Annotated in this window: 22 protein-coding genes; 12 read left to right on the top strand and 10 right to left on the bottom strand. The window is 36.6% G+C overall.

Going from position 1 to position 26,802, the window contains the following annotated elements:
• Positions 1-188: 188 nt before the first annotated feature.
• The 4 genes from dnaX (at position 189) to HCJ45_RS05000 (ending at position 3,236) form a co-directional block, all read left to right on the top strand.
• Positions 189-1,925, top strand: coding sequence for a DNA polymerase III subunit gamma/tau (dnaX, locus tag HCJ45_RS05015; RefSeq protein ID WP_185380367.1), 1,737 nt, complete (start codon positions 189-191; stop codon positions 1,923-1,925).
• Positions 1,926-1,954: 29 nt separating this feature from the next.
• Complete coding sequence (locus HCJ45_RS05010) at positions 1,955-2,272, top strand: YbaB/EbfC family nucleoid-associated protein (RefSeq protein WP_185347726.1); 318 nt, start codon at positions 1,955-1,957, stop codon at positions 2,270-2,272.
• Positions 2,273-2,382: 110 nt separating this feature from the next.
• Positions 2,383-2,979 carry a recombination mediator RecR gene (gene recR, locus HCJ45_RS05005; protein WP_185347724.1) on the top strand — a complete coding sequence of 199 codons (597 nt, stop codon included), beginning with the start codon at positions 2,383-2,385 and terminating at the stop codon, positions 2,977-2,979.
• 14 nt (positions 2,980-2,993) lie between these two features.
• Positions 2,994-3,236, top strand: a complete 243-nt coding sequence (locus HCJ45_RS05000) for a YaaL family protein (protein WP_185347722.1) — start codon at positions 2,994-2,996, stop codon at positions 3,234-3,236.
• A gap of 61 nt (positions 3,237-3,297) precedes the next feature.
• On the opposite strand, the gene HCJ45_RS04995 is transcribed toward HCJ45_RS05000, so the two are convergent.
• Complete coding sequence (locus HCJ45_RS04995) at positions 3,298-4,140, bottom strand: aldo/keto reductase (RefSeq protein WP_185347721.1); 843 nt, start codon at positions 4,138-4,140, stop codon at positions 3,298-3,300.
• A gap of 118 nt (positions 4,141-4,258) precedes the next feature.
• Here HCJ45_RS04995 and HCJ45_RS04990 point away from each other — a divergent pair, with 118 nt between their 5' ends.
• The 3 genes from HCJ45_RS04990 (at position 4,259) to HCJ45_RS04980 (ending at position 12,052) form a co-directional block, all read left to right on the top strand.
• Positions 4,259-4,699 carry an NUDIX hydrolase gene (locus tag HCJ45_RS04990; protein ID WP_185380488.1) on the top strand — a complete coding sequence of 147 codons (441 nt, stop codon included), beginning with the start codon at positions 4,259-4,261 and terminating at the stop codon, positions 4,697-4,699.
• A 589-nt stretch (positions 4,700-5,288) separates the two neighbouring features.
• Positions 5,289-11,297 (top strand): putative cellulose-binding protein LCP, encoded by a 6,009-nt coding sequence (lcp, locus tag HCJ45_RS04985; RefSeq protein WP_187124217.1) that lies wholly within the window; start codon positions 5,289-5,291, stop codon positions 11,295-11,297.
• A gap of 122 nt (positions 11,298-11,419) precedes the next feature.
• On the top strand, positions 11,420-12,052 hold the full coding sequence (locus HCJ45_RS04980) for a cyclic nucleotide-binding domain-containing protein (RefSeq protein ID WP_246456478.1): 633 nt from the start codon (positions 11,420-11,422) through the stop codon (positions 12,050-12,052).
• A 252-nt stretch (positions 12,053-12,304) separates the two neighbouring features.
• Here the strand turns inward: HCJ45_RS04980 and HCJ45_RS04975 are convergent, their stop codons facing one another.
• The 4 genes from HCJ45_RS04975 to HCJ45_RS04960 form a co-directional block, all read right to left on the bottom strand.
• On the bottom strand, positions 12,305-13,486 hold the full coding sequence (locus HCJ45_RS04975; protein WP_185347717.1) for an MFS transporter: 1,182 nt from the start codon (positions 13,484-13,486) through the stop codon (positions 12,305-12,307).
• A 15-nt stretch (positions 13,487-13,501) separates the two neighbouring features.
• The gene (locus HCJ45_RS04970; RefSeq protein ID WP_185347715.1) at positions 13,502-13,993 is read right to left on the bottom strand and encodes a PTS sugar transporter subunit IIA; all 492 of its coding nucleotides are present in this window, start codon (positions 13,991-13,993) and stop codon (positions 13,502-13,504) included.
• Between the two features lie 587 nt (positions 13,994-14,580).
• Positions 14,581-15,906 carry a 6-phospho-alpha-glucosidase gene (locus HCJ45_RS04965; RefSeq protein WP_185380365.1) on the bottom strand — a complete coding sequence of 442 codons (1,326 nt, stop codon included), beginning with the start codon at positions 15,904-15,906 and terminating at the stop codon, positions 14,581-14,583.
• Positions 15,903-17,492 carry an alpha-glucoside-specific PTS transporter subunit IIBC gene (locus tag HCJ45_RS04960; protein WP_185347711.1) on the bottom strand — a complete coding sequence of 530 codons (1,590 nt, stop codon included), beginning with the start codon at positions 17,490-17,492 and terminating at the stop codon, positions 15,903-15,905. Before HCJ45_RS04960 ends, HCJ45_RS04965 begins: the two co-directional genes overlap by 4 nt.
• Positions 17,493-17,731: 239 nt before the next feature.
• Between HCJ45_RS04960 and HCJ45_RS04955 the strand changes: the two genes are divergently transcribed.
• Positions 17,732-18,520: a MurR/RpiR family transcriptional regulator gene (locus tag HCJ45_RS04955; protein ID WP_185347709.1), complete on the top strand. Its 789-nt coding sequence runs from the start codon at positions 17,732-17,734 to the stop codon at positions 18,518-18,520.
• Between the two features lie 106 nt (positions 18,521-18,626).
• Here the strand turns inward: HCJ45_RS04955 and HCJ45_RS04950 are convergent, their stop codons facing one another.
• The 4 genes from HCJ45_RS04950 to dhaK form a co-directional block, all read right to left on the bottom strand.
• The gene (locus tag HCJ45_RS04950) at positions 18,627-19,469 is read right to left on the bottom strand and encodes a Cof-type HAD-IIB family hydrolase (protein ID WP_185347707.1); all 843 of its coding nucleotides are present in this window, start codon (positions 19,467-19,469) and stop codon (positions 18,627-18,629) included.
• Between the two features lie 171 nt (positions 19,470-19,640).
• A complete protein-coding gene (dhaM, locus tag HCJ45_RS04945; RefSeq protein WP_185380364.1) occupies positions 19,641-20,015 on the bottom strand; it encodes a dihydroxyacetone kinase phosphoryl donor subunit DhaM in 375 nt (124 codons plus the stop codon).
• A 3-nt stretch (positions 20,016-20,018) separates the two neighbouring features.
• On the bottom strand, positions 20,019-20,615 hold the full coding sequence (dhaL1, locus tag HCJ45_RS04940; protein ID WP_185347703.1) for a dihydroxyacetone kinase ADP-binding subunit DhaL1: 597 nt from the start codon (positions 20,613-20,615) through the stop codon (positions 20,019-20,021).
• A gap of 20 nt (positions 20,616-20,635) precedes the next feature.
• Positions 20,636-21,625, bottom strand: a complete 990-nt coding sequence (dhaK, locus tag HCJ45_RS04935) for a dihydroxyacetone kinase subunit DhaK (protein WP_185347702.1) — start codon at positions 21,623-21,625, stop codon at positions 20,636-20,638.
• A 184-nt stretch (positions 21,626-21,809) separates the two neighbouring features.
• Here dhaK and HCJ45_RS04930 point away from each other — a divergent pair, with 184 nt between their 5' ends.
• The 3 genes from HCJ45_RS04930 to HCJ45_RS04920 all read left to right on the top strand — a co-directional run bounded on the left by HCJ45_RS04930 (position 21,810) and on the right by HCJ45_RS04920 (position 24,306).
• The gene (locus HCJ45_RS04930) at positions 21,810-23,189 is read left to right on the top strand and encodes an aminotransferase class I/II-fold pyridoxal phosphate-dependent enzyme (protein WP_185380363.1); all 1,380 of its coding nucleotides are present in this window, start codon (positions 21,810-21,812) and stop codon (positions 23,187-23,189) included.
• A 53-nt stretch (positions 23,190-23,242) separates the two neighbouring features.
• Positions 23,243-23,869 (top strand): dTMP kinase, encoded by a 627-nt coding sequence (tmk, locus tag HCJ45_RS04925; RefSeq protein WP_185347698.1) that lies wholly within the window; start codon positions 23,243-23,245, stop codon positions 23,867-23,869.
• Between the two features lie 107 nt (positions 23,870-23,976).
• Positions 23,977-24,306 (top strand): cyclic-di-AMP receptor, encoded by a 330-nt coding sequence (locus HCJ45_RS04920; protein ID WP_185347696.1) that lies wholly within the window; start codon positions 23,977-23,979, stop codon positions 24,304-24,306.
• Between the two features lie 77 nt (positions 24,307-24,383).
• On the opposite strand, the gene HCJ45_RS04915 is transcribed toward HCJ45_RS04920, so the two are convergent.
• Positions 24,384-26,069 carry a 1,4-beta-N-acetylmuramoylhydrolase gene (locus HCJ45_RS04915; protein WP_187124216.1) on the bottom strand — a complete coding sequence of 562 codons (1,686 nt, stop codon included), beginning with the start codon at positions 26,067-26,069 and terminating at the stop codon, positions 24,384-24,386.
• 166 nt (positions 26,070-26,235) lie between these two features.
• Between HCJ45_RS04915 and HCJ45_RS04910 the strand changes: the two genes are divergently transcribed.
• Positions 26,236-26,802 carry a TetR/AcrR family transcriptional regulator gene (locus tag HCJ45_RS04910; protein ID WP_185381349.1) on the top strand — a complete coding sequence of 189 codons (567 nt, stop codon included), beginning with the start codon at positions 26,236-26,238 and terminating at the stop codon, positions 26,800-26,802.

Below are 26,802 nucleotides of genomic sequence, written 5' to 3'. Positions count from 1 at the left end.
GTTTTGAAAGCTTTGGTGAGGATTAAATCAAGATAAGGTACGTTTTGAAAGTTCTGCAAAGGATTAAATCCTCGCGTTGCTCGGATCTATATTGAAGAACTAAATCAAAACAAAGTACGTTTTGAAAGTTCTTCAACATTACGTTATAATAAAACTATTAAATGGTTTTAGATAAAGGAGAGTGGCAGATGGCGTATCAGGCTTTGTATCGGGTTTTTCGGCCGCAGTCGTTTCAGGATGTTGTGGGACAGGAACATGTGACGAAAACGTTGAAGAATGCCATTGTGCAAAATAAAACATCGCATGCTTATTTATTTTCAGGGCCTCGGGGAACCGGGAAGACAAGTGCGGCGAAAATTTTTGCGAAGGCGATTAACTGTGAGCATGGTCATGACGGAGAGCCTTGCAACGAGTGTGAGGTTTGTAAAGGAACAACGGATGGTTCTATACCAGATGTTCTTGAAATTGATGCCGCTAGTAACAACGGAGTCGAGGAAATTCGAGACATTCGGGAAAAAGTAAAATATGCGCCTACTGTGGCGAAATATAAAGTATATATTATTGATGAAGTGCATATGTTATCGACGGGAGCATTTAATGCATTACTAAAAACGCTAGAAGAACCGCCGAAGCATGTCATTTTTATTTTGGCAACTACAGAGCCACACAAATTACCACTAACCATTATTTCACGTGTTCAACGATTTGATTTTAAACGAATCACAACACAAGATATTATAGGGCGTTTAGAGTTTATTTTAAAAGAAGAAAAAATTCCTTATGATGAAAAAGCATTAATGATTGTGGCGCGAGCAGCTGAAGGTGGGATGCGTGATGCACTTAGCTTACTGGATCAAGTAATTTCTTATGGGTCAGAAGAAGTTACCATGGAAGATGCGCTTGAAATTACAGGATCAGTTGCACAAGGATTACTTACTAAACTCGTTAGTGATGCTTTCGATGGTGATGCGGCAGAAGCGATTTCCACATTGACAGCATTACTTGCAGAAGGAAAAGATCCAGTTCGTCTTGTAGAAGATTTACTTGTTTTCTTTAGAGATGTATTGCTTTATCAAAAAGCACCTAATTTGGAAGAAACACTAGAGCGAGCATTAATTGATGATGAATTTGTGACCCTTGCAAAACGAGCAGATTCATTAAAAATATATGAGTTTGTTAAAATTTTAAATACGGCACAGCAACAAATGCGTTTTTCAAATCATCCGGGCATTTATGTGGAGGTAGCACTCGTTCAGCTAACACAAGCTGGGCAAGGAGCGGCTGGGAATGTGGCGTCAGTTGAGGCAGTAGCAACTGGGGATGTATCAGATTTAAAAAAACAATTGGAGCAAATGCAACAAGAACTTCAAACATTAAAAAAACAAATTGTAAGCGGAGCAAGCGCGGGACCTGCCGAAAAACCGGCACAAAACCGAGGCGGCTCAAAAAAACAAATCAATAATGGCAAACAATTCAAAGCGCCTATTGGTAAAATTAATCATGTTTTAGGAGAAGCGAAAAAAGAAAATTTACAGTTGATCAGAGGGTGTTGGGGCGAGTTATTATCTATGTTAATGGCCTCTCAAGCCGCACTTTTAAATGATGCGGAACCTGTGGCTGCATCTCTAGACACTTTTGTGTTAAAATTTAAGCATGAGATTCACTGTCAAATGGCGATGGATAATCCAAACTTTGTAGAAACTATTACGTCGAGTATTGCACGTCTTACCAAAATAAATTATACTTTTATTGGAATCCCAGAAGATCAATGGGCTGAAGTAAGAGAAAATTTCCTGCAAAGTCACGGCGGAACTGCGGATTCAGAGGAAGATGTAAATTCAGAAGCTAGAAAACCAGCTGAAGATTCATTTGTTTCAGAAGCGACAAAACTAGTTGGTGAAGATTTGCTTGAAATTAAAGATTAAAAAACAATAGAAGAAAGAGGAGATTATTCATGCGTGGAATGGGAAATATGCAAGGTATGATGAAACAAATGCAAAAAATGCAAAAGGAAATGGCGAAAGCGCAAGCGGATTTAGAAGTACAAGAATTTACTGGAACAGCTGGGGGCGGAATAGTTACAGTAAAAGCTACTGGTAAACGCGCCATTACAGATGTGATTATAAATGAAGAAGTAGTAGATCCGGAAGATATTGAAATGCTACAAGATTTAATACTTGCTGCTACAAATGATGTACTAAAACAAATTGAAGATACAACTTCACAAACAATGGGTAAATTCACACAAGGATTAAATCTTCCTGGAATGTAATATTGTTTGATTTGAGACTCTTGGATAAATTACAAGAGTCTCAACTATTTTTTAAAAGATTGTTTCACGTGAAACATTGTGTAATTCAAAGGTGAGAGGAAGACGAGATTATGCATTATCCTGAGCCGATAACGAAATTAATGGACAGTTTTATGAAATTACCGGGTATCGGACCCAAGTCGGCAGCGAGATTAGCTTTTTATGTGCTTGATATGAAAGAAGATGATGTGTTAGATTTTGCAAAAGCATTAGTTGATGCAAAAAGAAATCTGAGCTTTTGTTCTGTTTGCGGTCATATTACTGATAAAGATCCATGTTATATTTGTGCAGATACTTCACGGGATCGTAGCGTTCTTTGTGTAGTTCAAGAATCAAAAGATGTAATTGCAATGGAAAAAATGCGCGATTTTCATGGTTTATACCACGTGCTGCATGGGACAATTTCTCCAATGGATGGGATTGGACCAGAAGATATTAATATTCCAGATTTACTTAAACGTTTGCAAGATGATACGATTGAGGAAGTTATTTTAGCGACAAACCCCAATGTAGAAGGGGAAGCTACTGCAATGTATATTTCCAGACTCTTAAAACCATCTGGTATAAAAATAACTAGAATAGCGCACGGTCTTCCAGTTGGTGGAGATCTTGAATACGCTGATGAAGTAACGCTTTCCAAAGCAATGGAAGGACGCAGAGAAGTCTAAACCGAGGTGATAAAATGGAGTCTAGAAGTAATAAGTTTGGCCGAAAAAAAGAAAAGAAAATTGGAAAGTTACACAAAACCTATGATGCTTATCTAATGGAGTTAATTGAAGTTACACAAGAAAACTGGCATAAACAAAAAGTGCTATTGCGTAAAAGCTTCGAATACGACCCAAATTTAGAATATGAGGAAAAAAAGGCGGAAGCTCGCTATTTTTATCTTTTCAAAGAAGCTCGGAAAAGACAAATGAAGAAATAAATATAAAAAATCTACTAAACCATTTGGGATAGTAGATTTTTTTATTTGAAGTTAAGAGTAGCTATACTTCCGAGCGAATGTACATTACATCTGGCGCATGGCTTACGCGTTCACCAGTGTTTAAACGATCCAATTGATGCATATCTTTATCATCTAATGCAAAATCATAAATAGCGGCATTTTCTTTTATTCTTGCAGGAGTTTCTGATTTAGGAATAATTGAAATATCATTTTGCAAATGCCAACGAAGCACGATTTGAGCAGGTGTTTTTCCATGTTTTTGTCCTAAATTAATTAAAGTAGGTTCTTTTAAAACACTACCTCGACCAAGCGGGCTCCATGCTTGATGCACAATATGAAGTTCCTCTAAATAGCGGTGTAGCAAGTGATTTGGAAAGTATGGATGGGTTTCAACTTGGTCTATAACAGGAAGCACATTTGCGTTTTTGCGAAGACGATCTAAGTGATGCGCTTCAAAATTACTTACGCCAATTGCGCGAACAAGCCCTTCATCATATAATTTTTCAACTGCACGCCATGTCTCGAAAAAAGTATCCTGTTTTGGCCAGTGGACTAAATATAAATCAACTTGATCTAATTGTAATTTTTTCTGCGACTGCTCAAAAGCACGAAGCGTCTCATCATAACCCTGCTCGTTGTTCCACATTTTCGTAGTGACAAAAAAATCATTTCGGTTTAAGCCGCTTGATTGAAAAAAATCCCCCAATTGTTTTTCGTTGTGGTAAAAAGATGCGGTATCAAATAAACGATACCCAACCTCCGCCGCTGTTTCAAGAGCAGTGCGCATCCGTTTTTCATCGGTTAGTTTATAAACTCCAAAACCGTGTTTAGGCATTTCAATTCCGTTGTTCAGTCTGTACGTATCAGAGAAAGAAAGTGTCATTTAAATTACCTCCTACTTAGTTTATTAATTTAAGCATACCAGAAAATGATAGATTTCTGTATAATGAAGGGGAGATTTAGTGGGTTTTAATAATTTAGTGAAAAATATAGGAGGAATTATGAGGCAACCATTTCAAGTGTTAGTCATTCCATGGGTTCAAAGAAAACAGGAGTATTTATTTGGTGTCTTTTTAAGAACAGATATGAATGTTTGGCAATTTATCGCAGGTGGCGGGGAAGACGAAGAAATTCCTATAGAAACAGCTATCAGAGAAAGTAGAGAAGAATTAAATCTACAACTGGATTTTACGATGCTTCCGCTAGATTCTCTGGCATATATTCCGGGTATCTATTGCGGATTTAATACACCCTATGTCATCCCCGAATATTGTTTTGCAACCAATTTAACAAAATTTAGTCATAATATAAAAATATCTCCAGAGCATATGGAATTCCAATGGCTCTCATACGAGGACGCTCTCGATTTATTGGAGTGGGATAGTAATAAAACAGCTCTTTATGAACTGAATGCACGGCTAGAAGCGAGGCAACAACAGTAAAGAACACTCAAAAAACGTATTTATATTTTTCCTTTGAAAAGCCCAAGATAGAGGGCTTTTTTATTTGTTTAGCAAATTTTGCTTTAAAAATGTTGGCAGGCTTTGGTAAATCTGCTTTATTAAGAAGCATTTATGGACAAGACACAATATGGAAACAATATGGTTTTTTTTTGTAAAAATTACACAATTACTTATTAAATGTAAGTGCTATACTATTCATTGAAAAGCCCAAAATGGAGGGACTTTTTTTAATTTATTTAGCGAATTATGCTTAAAAAATGTTGGAAGACCTTGGTAAATCCGCTTTATAAGAAGCATTTATGGACAAGACACAATATGGAAACAATTTAGCCGTTTTTTTGTAAAAAACACACACTGGCTTATTAAATGTAAGTGTTATACTGTCCATTGAACTAGATATACATTAGGGTATTTCTGGTAAACGATAGATGCGTTTTCAAGGGCAAGCTAATCTTTTTTGTGGGGGGAATAACTAAATTTGAAGAGGATTACCAAGGGCTGGTAAGCAGATGCAACTAAATATATATTTCATGCTAAACAAATCTAATAATTTTGAAGGAGCGTATTTATGAAGAGAAAAAAACCGATACATCGTTATTTAGTGTCGCTAATGGCAATTTTCCTAGTATTAGGTCAATTCAACTTGGCAACAATTAGCGCGTTTGCTAAAGAAAATAGTAACGAAGAACTTTCTTATGAAGTTAAGTCTGAACTCTCAAGCGATAAAAAGTCTGCTGATTTGAGTCTTAAAGTAACACCTGCAAATGAACAGGTGGAAATTCTAACTATCGAAACACCAGATGGTAAGAAAACAGAAGGTGAAGAAGCAAACTATAAAGCTGAAAAAAATGGTAACACAGACTTTTTAGTTACCTATAAAAATACAAGTACAGAAAAAGCAGAAACTAAAACATATACAGCTTCATATGATGTAACTGGAATTGTTTCTGATGATACAAGTAAAACAACAGAACCAAAAACACAAGCTGCTCCTGTAAAAGAAACAGTGAAAGCAGAACCAGCAACTCAACTTGCAGCTGGTGAGGCAAATGTTAGTCTAAGTATCCCAGATTATGACCAAACAGCTTGGGCTAATGGTGATATTAAAGAAGTAACAGCAACAGTGGAGTTTGGAGATAGTACTTCTACAGGAAAAAAAGTGAATTTCACTCTACCTGATGGAATGCGTTTTGTCACCGTTCCAGTACCAAGTAATTATCAAGCTACTTCTAATGTAGATTCAAGCATTTTGAGTTATTTAGGTGCAAGCGATCCACTAAGTGTAGCAATTACTTCTGCTACAGTACCTGACCTTGAAACAACTTATAATAAAGCAACTTTTGGTACAGTTAGCTATGACCTAGATAAAGGAACAGAAAAAGCAAGTTTTACATTCTCTGTTCGTTTAGATGCAGCAAAATACTATGGTGCAACAGATTTGAAAACACCAATTAAAGCAGATGCTTTCGTAAACGGAGATACTACACCAGTTTCTTCAGCTGAACAATCGATTCATGCAGAAGGAAATAAAGTAGTTGGTTATGCGAATCAAGACCACGTAAAAACGATGTTCCGTAATTGGTATGATTCGAAATGGCTAAAAGAAGTAACCGCAAGTTCTGGTTCATATGAATCCTATAATTATACAAAACCTTATTCTGTAGTTAATGCCTTGAACCAACAAGATGCTCGTGGTGCGCGTGTTTTCATGGCAAAACATGTAACAACAACACTTTATTATCCAGCAGGTATGGAATTTGTCGGCGTTGCTGATAGTAATGGTAATTTATCCCCAAGCAATGCTAACAAAACCATTACGAACTATCCTGAAGAAAATAAAGTAGTGATTGAATTTGATCAACTGAATTATAATGGGGTAAATGATGCAGTATACTCCGTGAAATATAAAGTACCAGAAGGAACGCCAGCTGGAACTTATACGGCTGCTAAAGCTCCACATGCCGTAATTACCACTTATGATGGGGAAGTATTTGAGTCAGATGCATTAACAAGAGATGCATCGGATCTAACTACAGTAGCAGATTTAGACAACTGTGTAGTAGTAGACCCTGGCGAAAACAAAATGAATTTAGTTGCCAATGACGGAAGTCTCAACCCAGATAATGAAACATGGGCTGGTAGTATTAGAATTGATAATAAACAAATTGCCGGTGTAAAAACGGATCAAATGTATCAAATTGAATTTGATCCAAATTGGGAAGCTTATATGGTAAATCTACCATTTGATAGCACCATGCCAGATAATGAAATAACTGGTGTCTTGTATAAAACTAATTTAGATAGCGACTATAGACCGTACACAGGAGCACTTACTAAAAACAACAACCAATCCTATAGATTAGATGCACAGGCAGCAGGACTTAAGGATGGCGAGTATTTCACAGCAGTAAGAGCAAACGTAGGTGCTTTCTCACCAGGTTATGTTAGCTCAGAAGGTTCTGCTATTTATCGCTGGAACTCCACAACTTCTTATGGTAAGGCTAAACCAGGTATTACTTCAGTTAAATTTACAGGATCTGTTTGGGCTACTGGTCATCAGGATACAACGAAATCCACTGGCGTATCCACGTACAGTGTTCCTGATACAACTACTTCTGCTGCAGATGGGACAGCTACTTTCTATAATACAGACGGTACAGCTATCCAAACAGCAAAAGCTGGGGATACTGTAAGTACTAAAGCAACATTATCCTTAAATGATTATCCATTTGGAACAGCAACTGTACTCAATAACCCAGATGTATATTTACAAGAAATAGACGGTACAACGATTAAACCTTCCACGATTAAACTTACTGACCAAGATGGAAATAATGTTGATTTCACTGTCAAACAAGAAACAGCAAGTAATGGTAACAAAGTATATGTATTGAAAACAACCAATGCAACTGTGGGTGCATATGTTGGCTACCCAACGAAAAAACAATATTTAAATCTAAGTTATGATACAGTCTTTGATCTTACAATAGATAGCACAATTAGTATGGATGCAAAAGATGTCATTGCTTGGGGCGGACCAGATGTTGCTTCTGCAGTATCTTATAACAGCTTCGATGATATGGGTATAGACATCAACCAAAATGGTGTAACAGATGAGAAATTACTTTCTGTTCAAGCTAGTCCACTAAATATTTCCAAACAAGATACTGTAGTAGTTCAAACATTCTTAAGTCTAGCTGGAGAAGGGGCTAAAGATCCGTATGTAGAAGGAGAAGACAGCACAGTTTCTTACTTCACTCCTGGAACGGATGCAGATTACACGGTTCAAATTACAAATACAGCCAGCAGTGCAGCTAATACTTTTGAACTTTATATTCCAATTCCAAAAACAGGTCAGAATTTTGGACCACAATTGCAAGATGCAGCTTTCAATTGGGATATGAAATTGAGTGGAGCATTACCATTAACTACAGATCAACAAGCACAATTTGAAGTTGGTTATGCAACGGCAGCAACAGCGGACGACTATGAATCAGCAGGACTTTACACGGATACAGTGTCCGATTTCAGTAAAGTAAATATGGTTCGCATCAAAGTGAAAACGCAAATTAATGCAGGCGAAACACAAACATTCGAAGTACCACTAAATGTAGATGAAACATTTGACTCAGCTACATCTGATAATAAAATCGGTGAACGGGACGTTTATAACCCTTACTACCGTGTAGTTACCAATACTTTCTCTGGTTCTCTATCAGGAACAAAAGTAGGTGCGGAACTTGTTATTGGTGAAGTATCAGGAACATTATTTAATGATAAAGATGCTAATGGAATTTATGAAGGTGCACAAGGCGATACAGCACTTGCAGGCGAAACTGTAGAGCTTTACAAATGGAATGAAGCTACTTCTAGTTATGAGCCAGCAACATATAATGGTGCCAATGTGACAACCAAAACGGATGCCAATGGTTCATATAAATTTGATTACAATGATGGCGTTGGTTATGGAACTTATGCGGTGAAATTCCCAGACAAAGCAGGTTATCAATATTCACCAAATGGTAAAGGTAACGATGGTTCTATTGATAGTGATGTAGTAGCTAGTGGAGCTGATAAAGGTTGGGTTAAAGGAATTGATTCCACTATCCCAGAATCCCAATATATCAATGCTGGATACTATGACTACACACCAGATCAAGATTTAAAAGTGAATTTAAATGAAAAATTAGTACAAGCAGGAAATAGTTTAGAAATCACCTTGCCAAAAGTTGCTTCTACAAGCGGACAAGCGGCAGAAGACACAATCGAACCAGAATTCTTCAACAATATCCAAGCAAGCACAGATGGATATAAATGGACAGTTGCTGATTCAAGTGTAGCTACAGTACAAACACAAAGTGATGGTTCTGCAGCGGTTGTCGGCGTTTCTGCTGGCGATAAAACCATTGCGGCAACTGATTTAACAATTGCACTTCAAGACATTTTCGGAACAACACAAAGTTCCACAGCACCAGTATATGTAACAGCACCAGGTGGAACAGTTACACAAAAAGATGGTTATACAATGGGTGCTACTGATTTCAATATGACTTACAAAGATTCCGTTGCATTAACAGACACACAATCGATGGATCTAGGTAAGACTGCAGCGTTTGAAGAAGTGAAAAGTGGTGTAAACTCTAGCGCTGAAGACCGTACAAGTTTAGTGGAAGTAAATCAAACACAATTAGATGCTATTAAAAATGGTCCAAATACAGGCGGAACATATCCACTAACATATACGTTAACTAAAGATGGCAAAACTACCGAAGTAACCATTCAAGTAACTGTTGCAGCTGACTTAACTGCAGTTAATGCCCATGATTCTACTATTTATGTAGGTGATACATGGACAGCAGAAGACAACTTTGACAGTGCGCTAAATAAAGCTGGTGAAACAGTAACATTTGCAGATGTCACAGTTTCAGGAACGGTTGACACAAATGTTGCCGGAACATACCCAGTAACTTACTCTTATAATGGCGTTTCTAAAACAATTAACGTAACAGTCAAGGATAAACAAAGTGCCATCAATGCCCATGATTCAACAATATATACTGGGGACACATGGACAGCAGAAGACAACTTTGATAGTGCTTTAGACAAAGATGGAAACCCGATAGACTTTGCAGATATCACAGTTTCAGGAACAGTTGATACTACTAAAGCTGGAACATACGACGTCACTTACACACATGACGGAGTATCTACAGTCGTTACCGTTACTGTCAAAGAAAACAAAGAAGGTATCAGCGCGCATGACTCTTCTATTTATGTGGGAGATGCATGGACAGCAAAAGATAATTTCGATAGTGCTTTTGATAAAGATGGTAATGCAGTAACATTTGATGACGTTACTGTTACAGAAAAACCAACCGTAGATAATAATAAAGCCGGTGCTTATGAAGTAACTTACACTTATGGCAAAGTATCTAAAACGATCACGGTAACAGTAAAAGATATCCAAACAGCTGTTAATGCACATGACTCTGCTATTTATATTAATGATAGCTGGAGTGCAGAGGACAACTTCGATAGCGTACTAGATAAGGACGGCAACACAGTAACATTTGCTGATGTAGATGTGAGTGGCACTGTAGATACCGATAAAGCAGGCGTTTACCCAGTAACTTACACTTATGATGGCGTTTCAACAACAATCAATGTCACTGTAAAAGACCCATCAACAGCAGTTATAGCTCATGATTCGGTCATTTATGCAGGTGATAAATGGAGTGCAGAAGACAACTTTGATAGTGCAACAGATAAAGCTGGCAATAAAGTTGATTTCAAAGATATTAAAGTAACAGGTGCTTCCAAAGTGGATGTGAATACGCCAGGTGTATATCAAGTGACTTATAGCTATGATGGCGTTTCAACAACAATCAATGTCACTGTAGAACCAAGACAAACTACCGTGAAAGCACATGATAGTACCATTTATGCAGGTGACAAATGGAGTGCGAAAGATAACTTCGATAGTGCAGTGAACAAAAAAGGTGATAAAGTAGCCTTTGCAGATGTAACTGTCACTGGAAAAGTAGATCCAAATACTGCTGGAACTTATGAAATCAGCTATAGTTATGACGGTGTAAAAACAGTTGTACATGTGACTGTACTAGAAAACAAAGCACAAATCACTGTTAAAGACAGCGTTATTCAAAAAGGTGATAAATGGAGTGCGAAAGACAACTTCATTAATGCAATAAATAGAGATGGAGAAGCTATTCCATTCTCTAAAGTAACAACAAGCGGTACAGTTAATACAGATAAAGTAGGGACATACAAAGTTGTTTACACTTATGATCCAAATGAAGGAACAGCAGATGCTGGTAAAGAACTACTTTCTGTTACAGCAACCATTCGTGTAGAAGCGAAAGATGCAAGTTCAGACAATCCAAATATTAATATTAATAATAATGATCAAAACTCCCACAAAGCAACATATCTAGAAGCAAAACCACTACCAAAAACTGGTGACCAAACAAACCTATGGACAGTTTGGGCTGGTGTTGCGTTACTAGGACTTGGCGTGCTTTTATGGGCAACAACAAGAAGAAGAAAAAGACATCAATAATTAAATAGTAGAACGAAGAAAAAGGTAGGGTATGGGTAACAACGACATACCCTATCTTTTTTTAAGTGCAGATAATGCTTTTCTAAAAGTTGTTAAAGAAAAAAGGAAGAAGTGATATTAAGATGGATTTTATGGAATTTCATCAATTTGTTAAACAAGATTTACTAATTTATTCGTGGATTACAAAAAATTTCCATCCTATAAAAAAAGAACTAAAGAAAAGGCATCAATTTATCTTGGACTCAAGCCAAATGCTTATCATCGAGAGTGGCTTGGTAATACAAGAAAGAATGACAAGTCAATATAATGGCTGTCGAATTGTTGGGGAGCAAGAAATTATCTACACTACACAAGGAAGTCTTACTATATATGGGTTGGAAGATACAACCTATAGCTTGGTTCCGGTGCATGAGGTTTTTGCTAAATTGGAAGATCAAAAACTATTGTCTAATTTCTTTTTGCAAATAGCAGAGGATTTAGAGAAAGATTTAGAGTGGGAAATACAATTAAGCGCAGGTAATGCAAAAGAACGAGTGGATATGGTTTTAAAAATGCTTATTGATAAATATCAGCTCAATTATCATACAAACCCTGAATTTCCAAGATGGTTAAAAATTTATGTACTAGCAAAGTTAGCAAAATGTTCTGTTTCCACAGTGTCTTCGATTTTGAAAGTGCGAAATTCTAATAGAGTGCTTAACAGAAAATCCACACCTTGGTTATTACTAGAGGATTATCAAACGTTATATAATTAAGTCTCAGGGAACACTAATGGATTGTGTCTAAGTCAAGCTACATAAAATGACTAAACCAATTCAATTTATTATTTTAAAGAAAATTAGTATCTAGATTATAGGAAAGTATTTAAAAAGCACCTCCTGTTGAATTCGAGTAAAATGAATTTAACAGGAGGTGCTTTTTATTTTGTCCCACATTCGTAGGTCAGTTCCAGAAATAAATCTGGTAAGAAAAGTTTTTTAATGGAATAACTAGTGAGAATTAGCTTTTTAACAGATGGCTAACTTTTCTGCACGTTGTTTCTTTTCATAAATACGTAATAATAAAAAAGCGATGACTGGAAGAATTGAAAGGAGTAGTAAACTCATATTAACAGAAGTATATTTTGTTAGTGTACCGGCAATCACAGGAATGATGAGAGAAGAAACACCTGTGAAAATACTGAGTGCAAATAATTGGGCAGTCGATTGGAGTTTTGCAGAAAAATTTTGCAAAATTAACTGCTTTGAAGCAATCATCAAAATCGGAGTCGTTAAAAATTGAAGACAACTAATAAGGATAATTGCCCACACATTACTCGCTAAAGTAAACAAGACAAATTGCGTAGTCAGCGTGATTGCGGTTATACGCAATAGTGTGTAGTTGCTGAAATGCTTCATGATTTTCTGTCCGAAGAAGTAAGCTGGAATCTCAAAAATGGATTGGACTGACCACTTATAACCAATTTGAATATCTGAAGCGCCAAGAGTTAACATTTTATCAATTACAGTGATATTGTTGGCAATAATTACGCTATAAAGTAAAAATAATATTAAAATAAGTAAATCATAATTTTTATCTGCAATGAGTGCTTTGAAGTCAGCTGCTTGAAGTTTCTTATGATTTAATGACGGTTCTTTTTCGATATCGCTCAAACGAAAAATAAAGAAAAGTGTCAAAAGTGATAACAAGAAAATTCCAATACTAAGACCAAAATAGCCATTTGTGGATAATAAAAATGATAAGAGCACACTACCAATTGCCCATCCAATGGATCCAAAAGCTTTGATATATGGAAAACTCATCTGAACAGAATAACTACTTTTTAATACCCATGTATCAGTAAGTCCCGTACAGGTATTGATTAAGCCTCCGCTAAAGGCAATTAATGTTAAGTGTATGCCTAAAAGCGGCGTATCTGTAAGGTAAAAAACGCATGTGGTAACTAGAAAAATAATAATGAATAAAAACATGAATTTCTTGATAGTTTGAAACTTATCAGCAAAAAAACCAATGGCAATTTGTAACAAAATGGTTGTGATTGCATAAGAAGATAATAGGATCCCCCGTTCCATTTCATCATAGCCAATTTTGGAAAGAAACGGAGTGAACTGGGTCATTGAAAAAGAAAAAGCCATATACATGCATAAATAAAGTAGCGTAAATCTGCGTCTTTTCTTGGCATCTTCCACGGGGATACCTCCTGTTTAAATTTGCGTACAGCTGATGATTGCAGTTTGATTAGCAACCACTTTCGCACCAATTGCTAGTGGTGTGAGGGCAAGGTTTTTATTCTCCAGTAGAATAATCGGTGTCATCAAGTTTAACTGGGAATTTTCTAAAAATGCAGAATCAAAAGAGAGCAATTGTGTGCCCGCTGTGACTTCTTGTTCCGGAATAACATCCAGTGAAAATCCTTCTCCATTTAGTTCCACTGTATCTAATCCAACATGAATCAATAATTCATAGCCATCAGTTGTTACGAAGCCAATCGCATGTTTTGTTTCAGCAATAAAAGTTATCTTACCATCTGTTGGAGCAAATAATTTATTGCTAGTGGGCTGAATAGCTACCCCGTCTCCCATCATTTTGCTTGAGAATACTTCATCTGGTACTTCTGATAAAGCGACACAGGTACCATCAATAGGTGCAGAAAGTGATAATACTGTTTTCTTTTTTTTCTTGAAATTAAATAACATTGCACACAGACCTTTCTAATTTATTTTTAGTATTAAACGAAGAACAAAAATGAGTAGCGACACTACTAGAATGTAGCATGTGATAATAAACGACCAACTTTTAAATTTTACTGATTGTTTTCTCAAGGTTATCTTAAAGATATTTTGCCCGTATTCGCGTTGTATATACCAGACCAAGAGCGCTGTGCCAAAAAGATTTAGAACAAGCAACTGTGATCCTGTCAATAGGAGAAGTTCCAGTTTCAAAAGCGGATTTTCTTTATTTATGTGGCTATCCTTTCGAATAAAGTGGATAACAAATCCGCAAAAAAAGAAGCTAAGAAACATAATAAAATAAAGCGTATAGACAGGGTTTTGTTTAATTGGTTCGAGCATATCTAAATGTGTTTGCCAGGAAATTAGTAACAAATACGATAAGAAAAGAATCGGAGCTACAAAAAAAAGTATTTCAGTAAATTGTAAAACTCTAGCAGAGATGTTATTTCTCTTAATAGAGCTAAACAGTGTTAAAAAAGCGCTTCTCATTTTTATCTTCCTCCAAGGATAAGCGAGCTGGTTTTGTAACCAACTCGCTCTGAAATTTGAACTTATTTTAATTCAGGCCAATATGGTTTATTTACTTCAATTAAATCATCGAGAATTTCTTTGGCTACTTTAGCGCTAGGAACGGTTTTATTTAACGTGATGGATTGCCAAACTTTTTGGTAAGAACCTTCAATCCAACCTTCTACAGCTAATTTTTCAGAAGCAACTTGCTGTTCCATTAGCCCTTTTTGGAAAGTAGGGATTTTACCCATTGTGAGTGGTTCAAAGCCATTTTTTCCTACAATACATGGGACTTCCACCATTGCATCCGCAGCAAAGTTTTCAATTGAGCCGTTATTTTCTGTAATTAGTAGCATCCGTTCTTTTGTATTAAATGTGAGCGCTCTTGCCAAATCAACAATAAAATTAGCATGCTCATTGGAATGGAATGTAGTATCTTTAGCGGTGTTTTGTTTTACAATACGTGCACATTCACTAAAGACTTCTTTTTCACGACCATCAATAATCTCATTGGCACGTGTGTAGGATTTATTTGCATGAGCAACAGTTTCATCTGCCATCAAGTAGTATTTCAAATACGTGTTAGAGAGGAAGGCAGGCTCAATTTCTAGTAATTGCTCACCTGCTCGCATTGCCTCAAGCCAGCTCTCTTCTTTATGCTGTCCAGCAGGAGTGTTTTCTGTGTAACCTTGTTTTGCTACATGTGCTTTGATTTGTGGCATTAAGTCATTACCGGAATGATCTTGAATGCTTGTCCACCAGCCAAAATGATTAAGTCCAAAATAGCGAACTTCCATTTCTTTTCGATTTTTTAGTCCAATTGCTCGAGCCATAATATCTTCTAAGCAAATTGGCATGTCACAAATGTTGATAACTTTTGAATTTGGACGCAGTCGTCGTGTACCTTCAGCAACAATTGCTGCTGGGTTAGAATAATTTAATAACCAAGCATCTGGCGAATAGCGCTCCATATAATCAATAAGTTCAATAATTGGTCCGATAGAACGAAGTCCGTAAGCAATTCCACCAGGGCCACAAGTTTCTTGCCCAACTACACCGTGTTTAAAAGGAATTTTTTCATCTTGTTCACGTAAAGCGTATTTACCAACACGAAGTTGCGCCATTACAAAATCAACATCAGTAAAAGCTTCTTCTGGATCAGTAGTGTAGGAAAAAGCAACTTCTGGCGCGCGTTCGCGAATAATAATTTCGCAGGCCTCAGCGACTTTTTTCTGTCTTTCTTTGTCATTGTCATAGAATTTAATTTGTCGGACTGGGAATGTTTCTTTTGCTTCTAGTAACATGACCACGATTCCGGCTGTATAAGTACTTCCTCCACCAGCTATTAATATAGAACTTTTTTTCATGATTCTTCATCCTCTTCTTTTAATAAATTTTCAAATTCTGAGCGAACAGATGGGACAGATAATCCCACGATAATTTGAATTGCTTGACCATTTCGAACGACTCCATGAGCACCAGCTTGTAAAAACTGAGCATCTGGTCCCATAAGGTTAGGGTCTTTCAACGTAAGGCGTAGACGTGTTGCACAGTTAGTAACATCAGTGATATTTTCAGAGCCTCCTAGTGCTCCTAAAAACAGACCAGCTTTTTTCAAGTTAGGACTTTCCTTTTTAGTACCTTTTTCTTTTTTCTCTTTATAGTCTGCTTTGGTGTAGAATTTTACTTCGCTATCCTCAGGTTCACGACCAGGAGTTTTTAAATCCATTTTTTTAATAATGAAAACAAAGATAATGTACCAAAGAAAAGCGAAAATTAATCCGATAATAATTTGTGTTATATAGGTTGTCCAGTGGTATTTCCAAAGCGGTAGCCAATTGACAGCAAACCAGTTAATTAAACCACCACCGAAGTCTCCAACGACGCCAAATGCATAGGCGACTGTTGCAGTAGTTGCGGCTAGCACAGCATGAACGATAAACAGTACCGGCGCAACAAAAAGAAAGGTGAATTCTAGTGGTTCAGTAATACCCGCAAAAACAGCTGTAGCAGCAACAGGAATCATCAAACCAAGGACAGCTTTTCTTTTTTCTGGACGTGCTGTTTTGTAAAAAGCAAAAACGATACCTATTGAACCAAACACTTTTGACATACCTGACAAAGCAAATCCACCAGCCGGATACATTTCTTTCAGTGATTGAGAAGAAGTTTGGAAATCTCCCAGATGAGTCGCCCAGTAAGCAGCCATTCCCCCAGGAACTACTGCATTGTCATAAGCAAATGGTGCATAAATAAAGTGATGTAGTCCAGTTGGAATCAGGATTTCTTGTAGGAAAGAGTAAATCCAAACGCCAATATTCCCTGATGAAATGAAGAAACTTTGTAGGCCAAGCATAAATGATTGGAAATGTGGCCAAATAAAAGCAAATAAGAAAGCGATAGGTAACATAACAATAAAACCAAGGATTACAACAAATGAAGTTCCTCGGAAAACACCTAGTACTTCAGGTAGTTCTGTATCGAAATAGCGATTGTGAAGATAGACAACTATTCCAGAGATAATTAATGCACCAAACATCCCAGTATCAATCGTTTTAATACTCGCAATCTGTGCAAGCCCACTCGTACCACCAATATCTTGTGTCATATCAACTCCGAAGAAACTTCCCCAGGTTGTTAAGATGGCAGAAAGAAAATAGTTGAAGGTTATGTAGGTAACGAGAGCCTCTAAACAAGCTCGCCCACTTTCTTTTTTTGCAAGTCCAATTGGCAAACCGATAACAAAGAGAAGAGGCATTTGCCGGAATACAGTCCAAGCACCTTCTGCGATAACGTTCCAAATTTGGTACCATAGACTATCTGGACTAGCAAGGTCGCCCATGATATCTTGATTCATGAATAAAATAGCGAACCCAACAACAACTCCGGCAAAGGAAAATAGAAGTACTGGCGTGAGCATGGCCCCACCGAAACGTTGCACTTTTTTCATCATATAGGTAAAACCTCCCTTTTTTTTTTTATAAGACGTCTTAATAAACTTAAGTATAGATGGAGTGAAAGCGCTTTACAATACGTAGAAGAGATTTATCTCGTGATTTCACAATTTGGGACATTTCACAAAAAGTGGGATATTTCACAGCCTGCTAAAAAGGAACCTTGAGCTAGCTGTTTGTTAGTGCTACAATAATGAAGGAAAATGTTACCAATTATCTGAGAAGAGGGATTGCAAAAATGAAACTAGAAGAATTAGTCAACTCATTTTATGATAAACTTAACTACAATGATCTTCATATCTGGCAATATATTCGTGATAATAAGGAGAAATGTAGTTCTATGAGCATTAATGAATTGGCTTCAGAATGCAATGTTTCACGAACAACCATCCTTCGTTTTGCCAAAAAAATTTCTTTTGATGGCTATAGTGAGTTAAAAGTGCATATCAAACTTGATCTTGAAACAGGGACAAAAATGGAGAATGACTCCGTGGAACTTATTGCAGAAGGATACATAAGGACAATTGAAGAAATCAGCAAAAAAGATTTTTTACCGATTTGCCGTCTTATCTATCAAGCAAAGCGAGTATTTATTTTTGGATCAGGTGATTATCAAATGGCAGTCGCTCGCCAGTTGAAACGCCTTTTCCTGCATAGTGGAGATTGTTTTTATGATTTTGATGCAATCACATTGAATAAGGAGTTTTTTAATATTGTTAAAGCAGATGACTTGGTAATTTTGATTTCACTTGACGGGGAATCTAAAAACGTTGTCTCAGTTGCTAAACAATTGAAATTGATGAACGTATCAGTTATTTCAATTTCTAAATTAAAAAATAGTACGTTGGCAACCTTAAGTAAAGAAAATATTTATATAAAAAACACTAGTATTCATTTTGATAATAAGAGCACACATAGCTTTGAGTCTACTGCTAGCTTGTATTTAGTTGCGGAGTTATTATTTGTCAAATATAATTTATATAAAAACCAACTAGGAAGCACAGAAACTACACAAAGTATTCTATAGATAGGAAAAGGATTTGCAAAAGTCTGAACAGAAAAGCAAACTGTCAAATAACTATAAAAAAGAAATTCTTGAAGATTTAGCATCAGCAAGAATTTCTTTTTTCGTTTTATTCACTTAAAACCAAGCTATTAAGTAAATCGGCAATTCCATCTTCATTATTGGACAAAGTAACCATATCTGCTGCTTCTTTCAATTCAGGAACAGCATTTTGCATGGCAACGCCTTTCCCAGCATAGTGAACCATTGTTATATCGTTATGGCCATCCCCAAATGCGATTAAGTTCGCTGCACTAATTCCCATTGGTTCTAAAACTGTATGAAGTGCCTTTGCCTTGTCAATACCTTGTGCAGTGAATTCAAAATAAAAATCTGCTGTAAAAACACAATTTAAAGTATCTTTGAAAGGGGCCATCATTGCTTGATAATTTTCTTGTAAATATGCTGGATCTCCTGCCGTCAATATTTTACTTATTGGGTAATCTAAGAAAGCGGCCAAGTCATCTTTCTCACACAGTTTGAAATTTCCACTTCGAGATTCATATTCGATAATATTAATTTCTTCACCACGATAGGGAACAAAGCAATTAAAAACATTATTTACATACATATAGTCAGCTTTATCAATCATTGCTTTTACGTCGAATTGTTTGATATGCTCTAGCACTGCTTTACCTTCAGAAACAGTTAATGCTTGGCTGAATAGTTCCTCATTGGTTTGGCAATCTATTACTTTGGCACCGTTATATGAAACAATCAAACCGTGATATTTATCCATTTCTAACTGTTCTGCATACTGTTGCATTGCCGTTGTAGGTCTTCCAGATGCGAGGATTAGCTTAATTCCATTTTCTTGTGTCCTAATAAGCGCTTTTTTTGTAGCTGCAGTAATTTCTTTATTATCACTCAAAAGTGTACCATCAATATCTAAAATAATTGCATCAATCGTCATATGATAACTCCTTTTTTTCTTTATTGTATCATTTAAAAGTGAGTGTGGTTCAACATTAGGAAATATTAAAATTTTCATCATTAATTAGCAGCATCTATCTAACAGGTTTATTAGCTAGATAGGTGCTGCTTTGTTATGCAGATTATTGATTAAAAATAAATCACAATCCCTTTATTTAACTTCAATCGTTTTTAGATTTGCTGCGATTACTTCTGATTTTTCATCCATTTGAATTTGGGCAGCAGTTGCATAGGCACCTTCAAGAATTGGCGCATTAAAAAGAATAATTTCTTTATCACTAATCTCTTCAACGGTTTCTATGTTCATTTTGGCACTTCCAAGGTCATAGAATGTATAGACTTTATCAGCTTTATTTTGTTCGATAGCATCATTCACCGCATCAAAACTTGTGCCAATTCGTCCGTCTTCCGTTCCGCCAGCATAGGTGATTGAAACATCTGGCGCAATTTCTTTTATAATATCATGTACGCCTTTTGCAACATCTTTAGAGTGAGAAATAATTACAACGCCATAAGGTTTGCTCATAAGTCAGTGCACCTCCGTTTGAAGCATTGCGTGAAATAGTAGAGCTGAAGAGTAAGCGCCAGGATCTAAATGACCAATTGAACGTTCGCCGAGGTAGCTAGCTCGTCCTTTAGTTGCTTTTAAATCTTTGGTTTTTTGTAACGCCGCTTCGACTACATCATCTGTTAAATCTTCTTGATGAAGTGCATGAACAACTGGTTCCCACACATCAATCATCGTTTTCTCACCAGCATGCGATTTTCCTCGTTTTTCAATACCTTCTAACCCAGCTTCAATGACTTTCGTTAAGCCAACTGAATCAATTGTATCGGAATCAACCACTTTACTCATATTCAAAAATGCCGTGCCATAAAGCGGTCCTGATGCGCCACCTACTTTACTAACCATTGTCATTCCAGCCGTTTTAAAAACATCTTTTAAATCACTAGGTTCTTTATCAGCAAAAGCTTTTTTGAGTTCACTTAGGCCACGTGCCATATTTATGCCATGATCTCCGTCGCCAATCGCTTGGTCAAGATCGCTTAGTAACTGTTTATTTTCTTGCACACGTTCCCCAAAATCATTTAACCAACGAAGCGCCCAATCCTTATCATAAGTCATTTTCATTCCTCCAAATCTTTTTACCAAGCAATAGTTTCAACAGGAAGTTTTAGCATATCTACCCATTTTTCATCTTCTAATTTCAAAATGGTTAAAGATAGTCCAGCCATTTCTAGGGAAGTCATATAATCACCGACTAATGTTTTTTCAACACTAATACCAGCATTTTTCAAAAGTTCATGGACATCGTTTGCGAAGACATATTGTTCCATTAATGGAGTTGCGCCCATTCCATTAACTAGCACAACAACCTTATCACCTGAGATGAATTTTCCTTCACGTGCAATTCGTTCATAAAGTTGTTTTGCTAGACTTGCGGAAGGCATAATTTTTTCTCGAGTAAAACCAGGTTCTCCGTGGATACCAATTCCTAATTCTATTTCGTCACCAGCAAGCTCAAATCCGGGATGTCCAACTTCAGGAACTGTACATGGAGATAGAGCAACACCAAGCGTTTTGATAGAAGAAATCACTTTTTCGCCGAGTGCTTTTAGTTCATCAAGAGAGGCACCTGCTTCTGCTGCGGCACCAATAATTTTATGCACTAGAACGGTTCCAGCAACTCCGCGGCGACCGGTAGTAAATGTACTATCTTCCACGGCAATATCATCATCCACAACAATTTGCGCTACTTTAATATTATCAGCATCTGCTAAATCAGCGGCCATTTCGAAGTTCATTACATCACCAGTATAGTTTTTTACGATTAAAAGCACACCAGCACCTTGATCAGCAGCTTTTATACCTTCATAAATTTGATCAGGAGTTGGAGAAGTGAACACATCACCGCACACTGCTGCAGATAGCATTCCGCGCCCAACGTAACCAGCATGAGCCGGTTCGTGTCCAGAGCCACCACCACTTACAAGGCCGACTTTTCCTTTACGTTTATCATTTCTTGCGATGACTCGAGTGCCTTCCACACGGTGAACAATATCTGTATGCGATTTAACTAAACCTTCTACCATTTGCTCCACTACTTGATCTGTACCGTTAAGAATTTTTTTCATCTGACAAAAAACCTCCTTTAAAATATTCTTATTACCTCAATTTCCCTTTACTAGAAAGTCAAAACGTGGTTGTTAATTTTATTATACCGCTTCTAAAATGAAAACGCTTTAAAATTGCAAGAAAGTGTTATAAATCGGGCAAAATGGTACAATAATAGAGAGAATTTAAAAAGGAGCGTTCGCCATGCAAAACCAATCTAAAATGCCTTTAGTAGAACAGCTAGATGCGCATGCCCAGTCTTGCCCAATATCCCTTCACGTACCCGGTCACAAAGGAGGAGCTATCTCCCCAGAAGTATGGCAGAAATGTTTAAAATGGGATGTGACAGAAATCACTGGAATGGATGATTTGCATCACGCAGAAGAAGTGATTTTAGAAGCAGAACTGTTACTTGCTGAATGTTATGGGGTGAAAAAAAGCCGTTTTCTTGTAAATGGTACGAGCGGAGGAAGTTTAGCCGTTATTATGACTACTTTACGACGCGGGGAGAAGGTTTTAATACCGCGTGATTCGCATAAGTCGATTTTGCATGGAATTGAGCTGGCGGGAGGAGAACCGATTTTTTTAACACCGCAACTACATCAGGAAATTGGCACTTCGAATGGGGTGACACCAGAGCTAGTAACGGAAGCCTTACATAATCATCCGGAAGTGAAATTATGTATTTTCACCTATCCAAGTTACTATGGAACAACTTTTAATTTGCAAAAATGTATTCAAATTGCTCATCAATTTGGTGTGATAGTTTTTGTTGACGAAGCGCATGGGGCCCATTTTTTAACTAGTTCTGAATTCCCAAAAAGTGCGGTAGATCTTGGTGCGGATATTGTGGTTCAATCAGCACATAAAACATTGCCAGCACTAACGATGGGATCCTATTTGCATATTGTGCATGATTTACCGATTTTTGACAAACTAGATTACTATTTGCAAGTATTTCAGTCAAGTAGCCCGTCATACCTTATTATGGCTTCGCTTGATGCTGCTAGAAAGTATGTAGCAACCTATTCAGATGCGGATATAGAGGCGTTTTGGAAAATGCGGGCAAAATGGTTGAAATGGCTGACTAAAAATAAATTTGAGCTTATTTTACCAGATGATCCACTGAAAATAATCGTCCGAAAACCAGGCTATACAGGCTATGAACTTCAAGAAATTTTTGAAGCAAACTCGTATTTTCCAGAACTTGCAGACGAAAAACAACTATTACTTATTTTGCCGTTAATAAAAAAAGGAATGGATTTCACACCAATTAATCGAATTTATTCTCCAGAAAGAAAAGCTGTAGCAACACTTCCTTATGAAGAAGGGGAGCCTGGTACGTCAAAACTAGCATTGGCCTATGAAAAAATGCATGATCACCCAACTGATTTTGTATTATTAGATGATGCGATTGGCTTAATATCAGCTGAAACTATCTCGCTTTATCCACCTGGAATTCCAACGATTATCCGCGGGGAAAGGCTAACTGAAAAACATCTTCCAGAACTAACTAATCTTCAAAAACACCACTACCAAGGTGGCGAAAAATTAGCAACGAATTACATCCGTGTTTTTCGCTAATTTATGCTATAATCAAACAGAAAGCGACACGTAAAGGGAAAGGAAATAACTAAATGAAAGCAATTTTTATTACACTTGAGGGTCCTGATGGCTCTGGAAAAACCACTGTAAGCACACTACTTACTAAAAAAATGGAAGAATCTGGCATTGATTTTATAAAAACTCGTGAACCAGGTGGCAGTCCTATTTCAGAAAAAGTAAGAAATATTGTTTTAGGAATTGGTAATGAGGAAATGGACCCGAAAACAGAAGTGCTTCTTATTGCTGGAGCTCGTCGTCAACATGTAGTTGAAACAATTCGGCCAGCTTTAGAAGCAGGAAAAACAGTTCTATGTGATCGTTTTATGGATAGTTCACTTGCATATCAAGGTGCTGGACGTGACATGGATATGGAACAAGTTTTACAAGTGAATTTGTATGCGATTGAAGATACGATACCTGACCGCACGTATTACTTAGATGTCCCCGCTGAGGTTGGTTTAGCAAGAATCGCTGCGAATAAAGGTCGTGAAATCAATCGGTTAGATAAAGAAGATATTACTTATCATGAAAAAGTGCAGGCAGGTTACGAAAAAATTATTGCGATGTTTCCAGATCGTTTTATGCGTGTGGATGCAACAAAGTCTCCTGAAGAAATTACAGATGTGATTTTAACAGATATTTTAAGCAAATTAAACTAACATCTGGTGTGAGGTGCACGTGTATCCCTTGGTGCATATTGTTCTTTAAAATGTGATTTATTTGATATAATGGAAAAAAGATAGATTTTTAGGAAGGGTTGATTTCTATGAAACTGATATTTGCGATTGTTCAAGACCAAGATAGCAACCGTCTGTCTGATGCACTTACCAAAGGCAAATTCGGTGCGACAAAACTAGCTACTACTGGTGGGTTTTTAAAAGCCGGGAATACAACATTTATTATCGGCACAGAAGATGAGCGCGTGGAAGAAGCCCTAGCAATTATTAAAGAAAACTGTAAAGCACGCGAACAAATGATGACCCCATCTGCGTCTCTCGGAGTTACAGTAGATACCTATGTTCCTTATCCAATCGAAGTTCAAGTTGGTGGTGCGACTGTGTTTGTAATGCCTGTGGAGAATTTCCATCATTTTTAGAAACCTACAAAAAGCCTACTCATTTTAAAATGAGTAGGCTTTTTTTGTAGGTATAAATTGTTTCATGTGAAACAATTTTATTTTATTATTAACTTCTGCCCAACATAAATCGTATTGCTCGTTAATTTATTCCACGATTTGATTTTATCTACGGTTGTTTTATGTTGTCTTGATACCGACCAAAGGGAATCTCCTTTTTTGACTGTGTGAGTTTTGGTTGCGGAACTACTTGGTTTATTAGTACTAGGTTTGCTAGTGTTAGTAGTCTTGGATTTGCTTACTTTTAATTTTTGTCCGATTTTAATATTATCGGATTTAAGGTTATTCCATGATTTAAGATTAGCGACAGTCACTTTATATTTACTAGCAATCTTCCAAAGTGAATCCCCTTTGCTAACAGTGTAAGTTTTAGCGTTTGTACTTGTACTTGTGGTAGGTTTGTTAGTGCTGGTACTAGGTTTAGAAGTATTTTTGTTAGTTGAAGAGGAAGAAGCTCCAACTTTTAATTTTTGTCCGATTTTAATATTATCGGATTTAAGGTTATTCCATGATTTAAGATTAGCGACAGAAACTTTATATTTACTAGCAATCTTCCAAAGTGAATCCCCTTTGCTAACAGTGTAAGTTTTAGCGTTTGTACTTGTACTTGTGGTAGGTTTGTTAGTGCTGGTACTAGGTTTAGAAGTATTTTTGTTAGTTGAAGAGGAAGAAGCTCCAACTTTTAATTTTTGTCCGATATAAATATTGTCTGATTTAAGGTTATTCCATGATTTAAGATTAGCGACAGTCACTTTATATTTACTAGCAATCTTCCAAAGTGAGTCTCCTTTGACAACAGTATATGTGGCGCTATTTGAGCTGTTGCTATTGGATGTATTAGAGGTGCTTGTTGAAGAGCTACCTTTATCAAATTGTGTTAGATTATAAGTACTAATAAGGTTATTTAGTTTAGTTGCATAAGCTGTATCAGTAGCATAAGTACCAGTTAAGGCTTTTGTTGCATCTTTATAGGAATTTGTATTACTTTTCCATACTTTAGAATAGTAATTTGGGTTCCAACTAGGACCGTTATGAATAACTCTCGCATAGTCTTCTAAGGATTGATGGTAGGATGGATATTTTCGGAATTTAGCAGTAATCGTGTAGTAATTACCTGAACCATCATCTTCTAGCGTTTGTTTAGTATAAGATTGCCCATTATAAGCACCTTTTATACCAAATAAATTGTAATTTGGCGCCGAACCTAATTCACTTGTTCCATAGGCGCTTTCTAAAATAGCTTGTGCAATCATTACAGAGGCATACAAATCGTTACTTGCGGCAATTTGTGAAGAAGACGCTTGAATAGATTGAATGAATTGTTGCACACTTGCTCCAGAACGTAAAACTGTTTTTTGCACTGAACTATAATTTGCTGGGGTAGAGGAACTAGTCACATTATCAGGATTGCTAATAGTAGCAGTTTCTTCTTTCTTAGCAGCTGTTGTAGTTTCAGAATTAGGCTGTGTATTTGTTTCTATTTTAGGGATTTCTGCCTCTGCTGTAGTTTCTGTTTCTTTTTGATCATTGGCATTATTGGATGCTGTATCTGCAGGAGCTGTTTCATCAGCATGAACCATTACTTCAATTCCAGGGACAGTGATAGAGGTTGCGATTGCAGTAACACCAGCGATTGTTGCCCCAGTTTTTAGTTGTTTGCTTTTTTTATTTTTCTTTTCATCTTTTAAGGCTTCAAGAATACGTTCTTTTCTAGTTTTATGCATGATAAATCACTTCCATTTCTTCTAAATGAATATTCTATGCTTATTATGGCACACTTCTTTGATTTCATGTAATAGTAATACAAATTGTAATTAAATTGTCAAAAAGGTTTGTCTTTGTTATACTTAATATAAGCAAGTGCTTACTTAGTTGAACGGAGGTATATGAATGATTACAAATGAAACCATCATGGATGCAACGCTTTGTATGATGGCCAAACATGGCATTAAAGGCTCTACAACTAGGCAACTAGCAGAAGCAGCTGGAATAAATGAAGCCACTATTTTTAAAAAATTTAAGAATAAAGATAACTTAATCCATATGACACTTGAAGTCCAATTTGAGAGTATGAAAGCAGAAATTAATCAATTTTTTGATAAAGATTTTGAAAGTGAAAAAGTATTTTTACGTCAAGCAAGTCAATTTATCTCGGATATTTATGAAAAGTATCGTGATTTTATGGTGATTTCTGTTCGTGAAATGGGTAGTAAAGATATGGAATTTATTGATCCGTCGATTGTAGAATATTTATATGAGCGTGTTAATGAAAAAGTGAAAGAAATGTTACCAAATCAAAGTTCTACGCAAGAAGCAGATGCAATTTCACTAATTTTAAATAGTGTTATTTTATTAATTATGGTTGAAAAGGTTCGCGATGATATATACAAACGCCCACCAACGATTACAACAACGGCAGATGCCTTAGCAGAAGTGCTATTGAAATTATTGAAATAG

Source organism: Listeria immobilis (assembly GCF_014322845.1).
Lineage (GTDB): Bacteria > Bacillota > Bacilli > Lactobacillales > Listeriaceae > Listeria > Listeria immobilis.
This window is presented reverse-complemented; position numbering and strand designations above follow the sequence as displayed.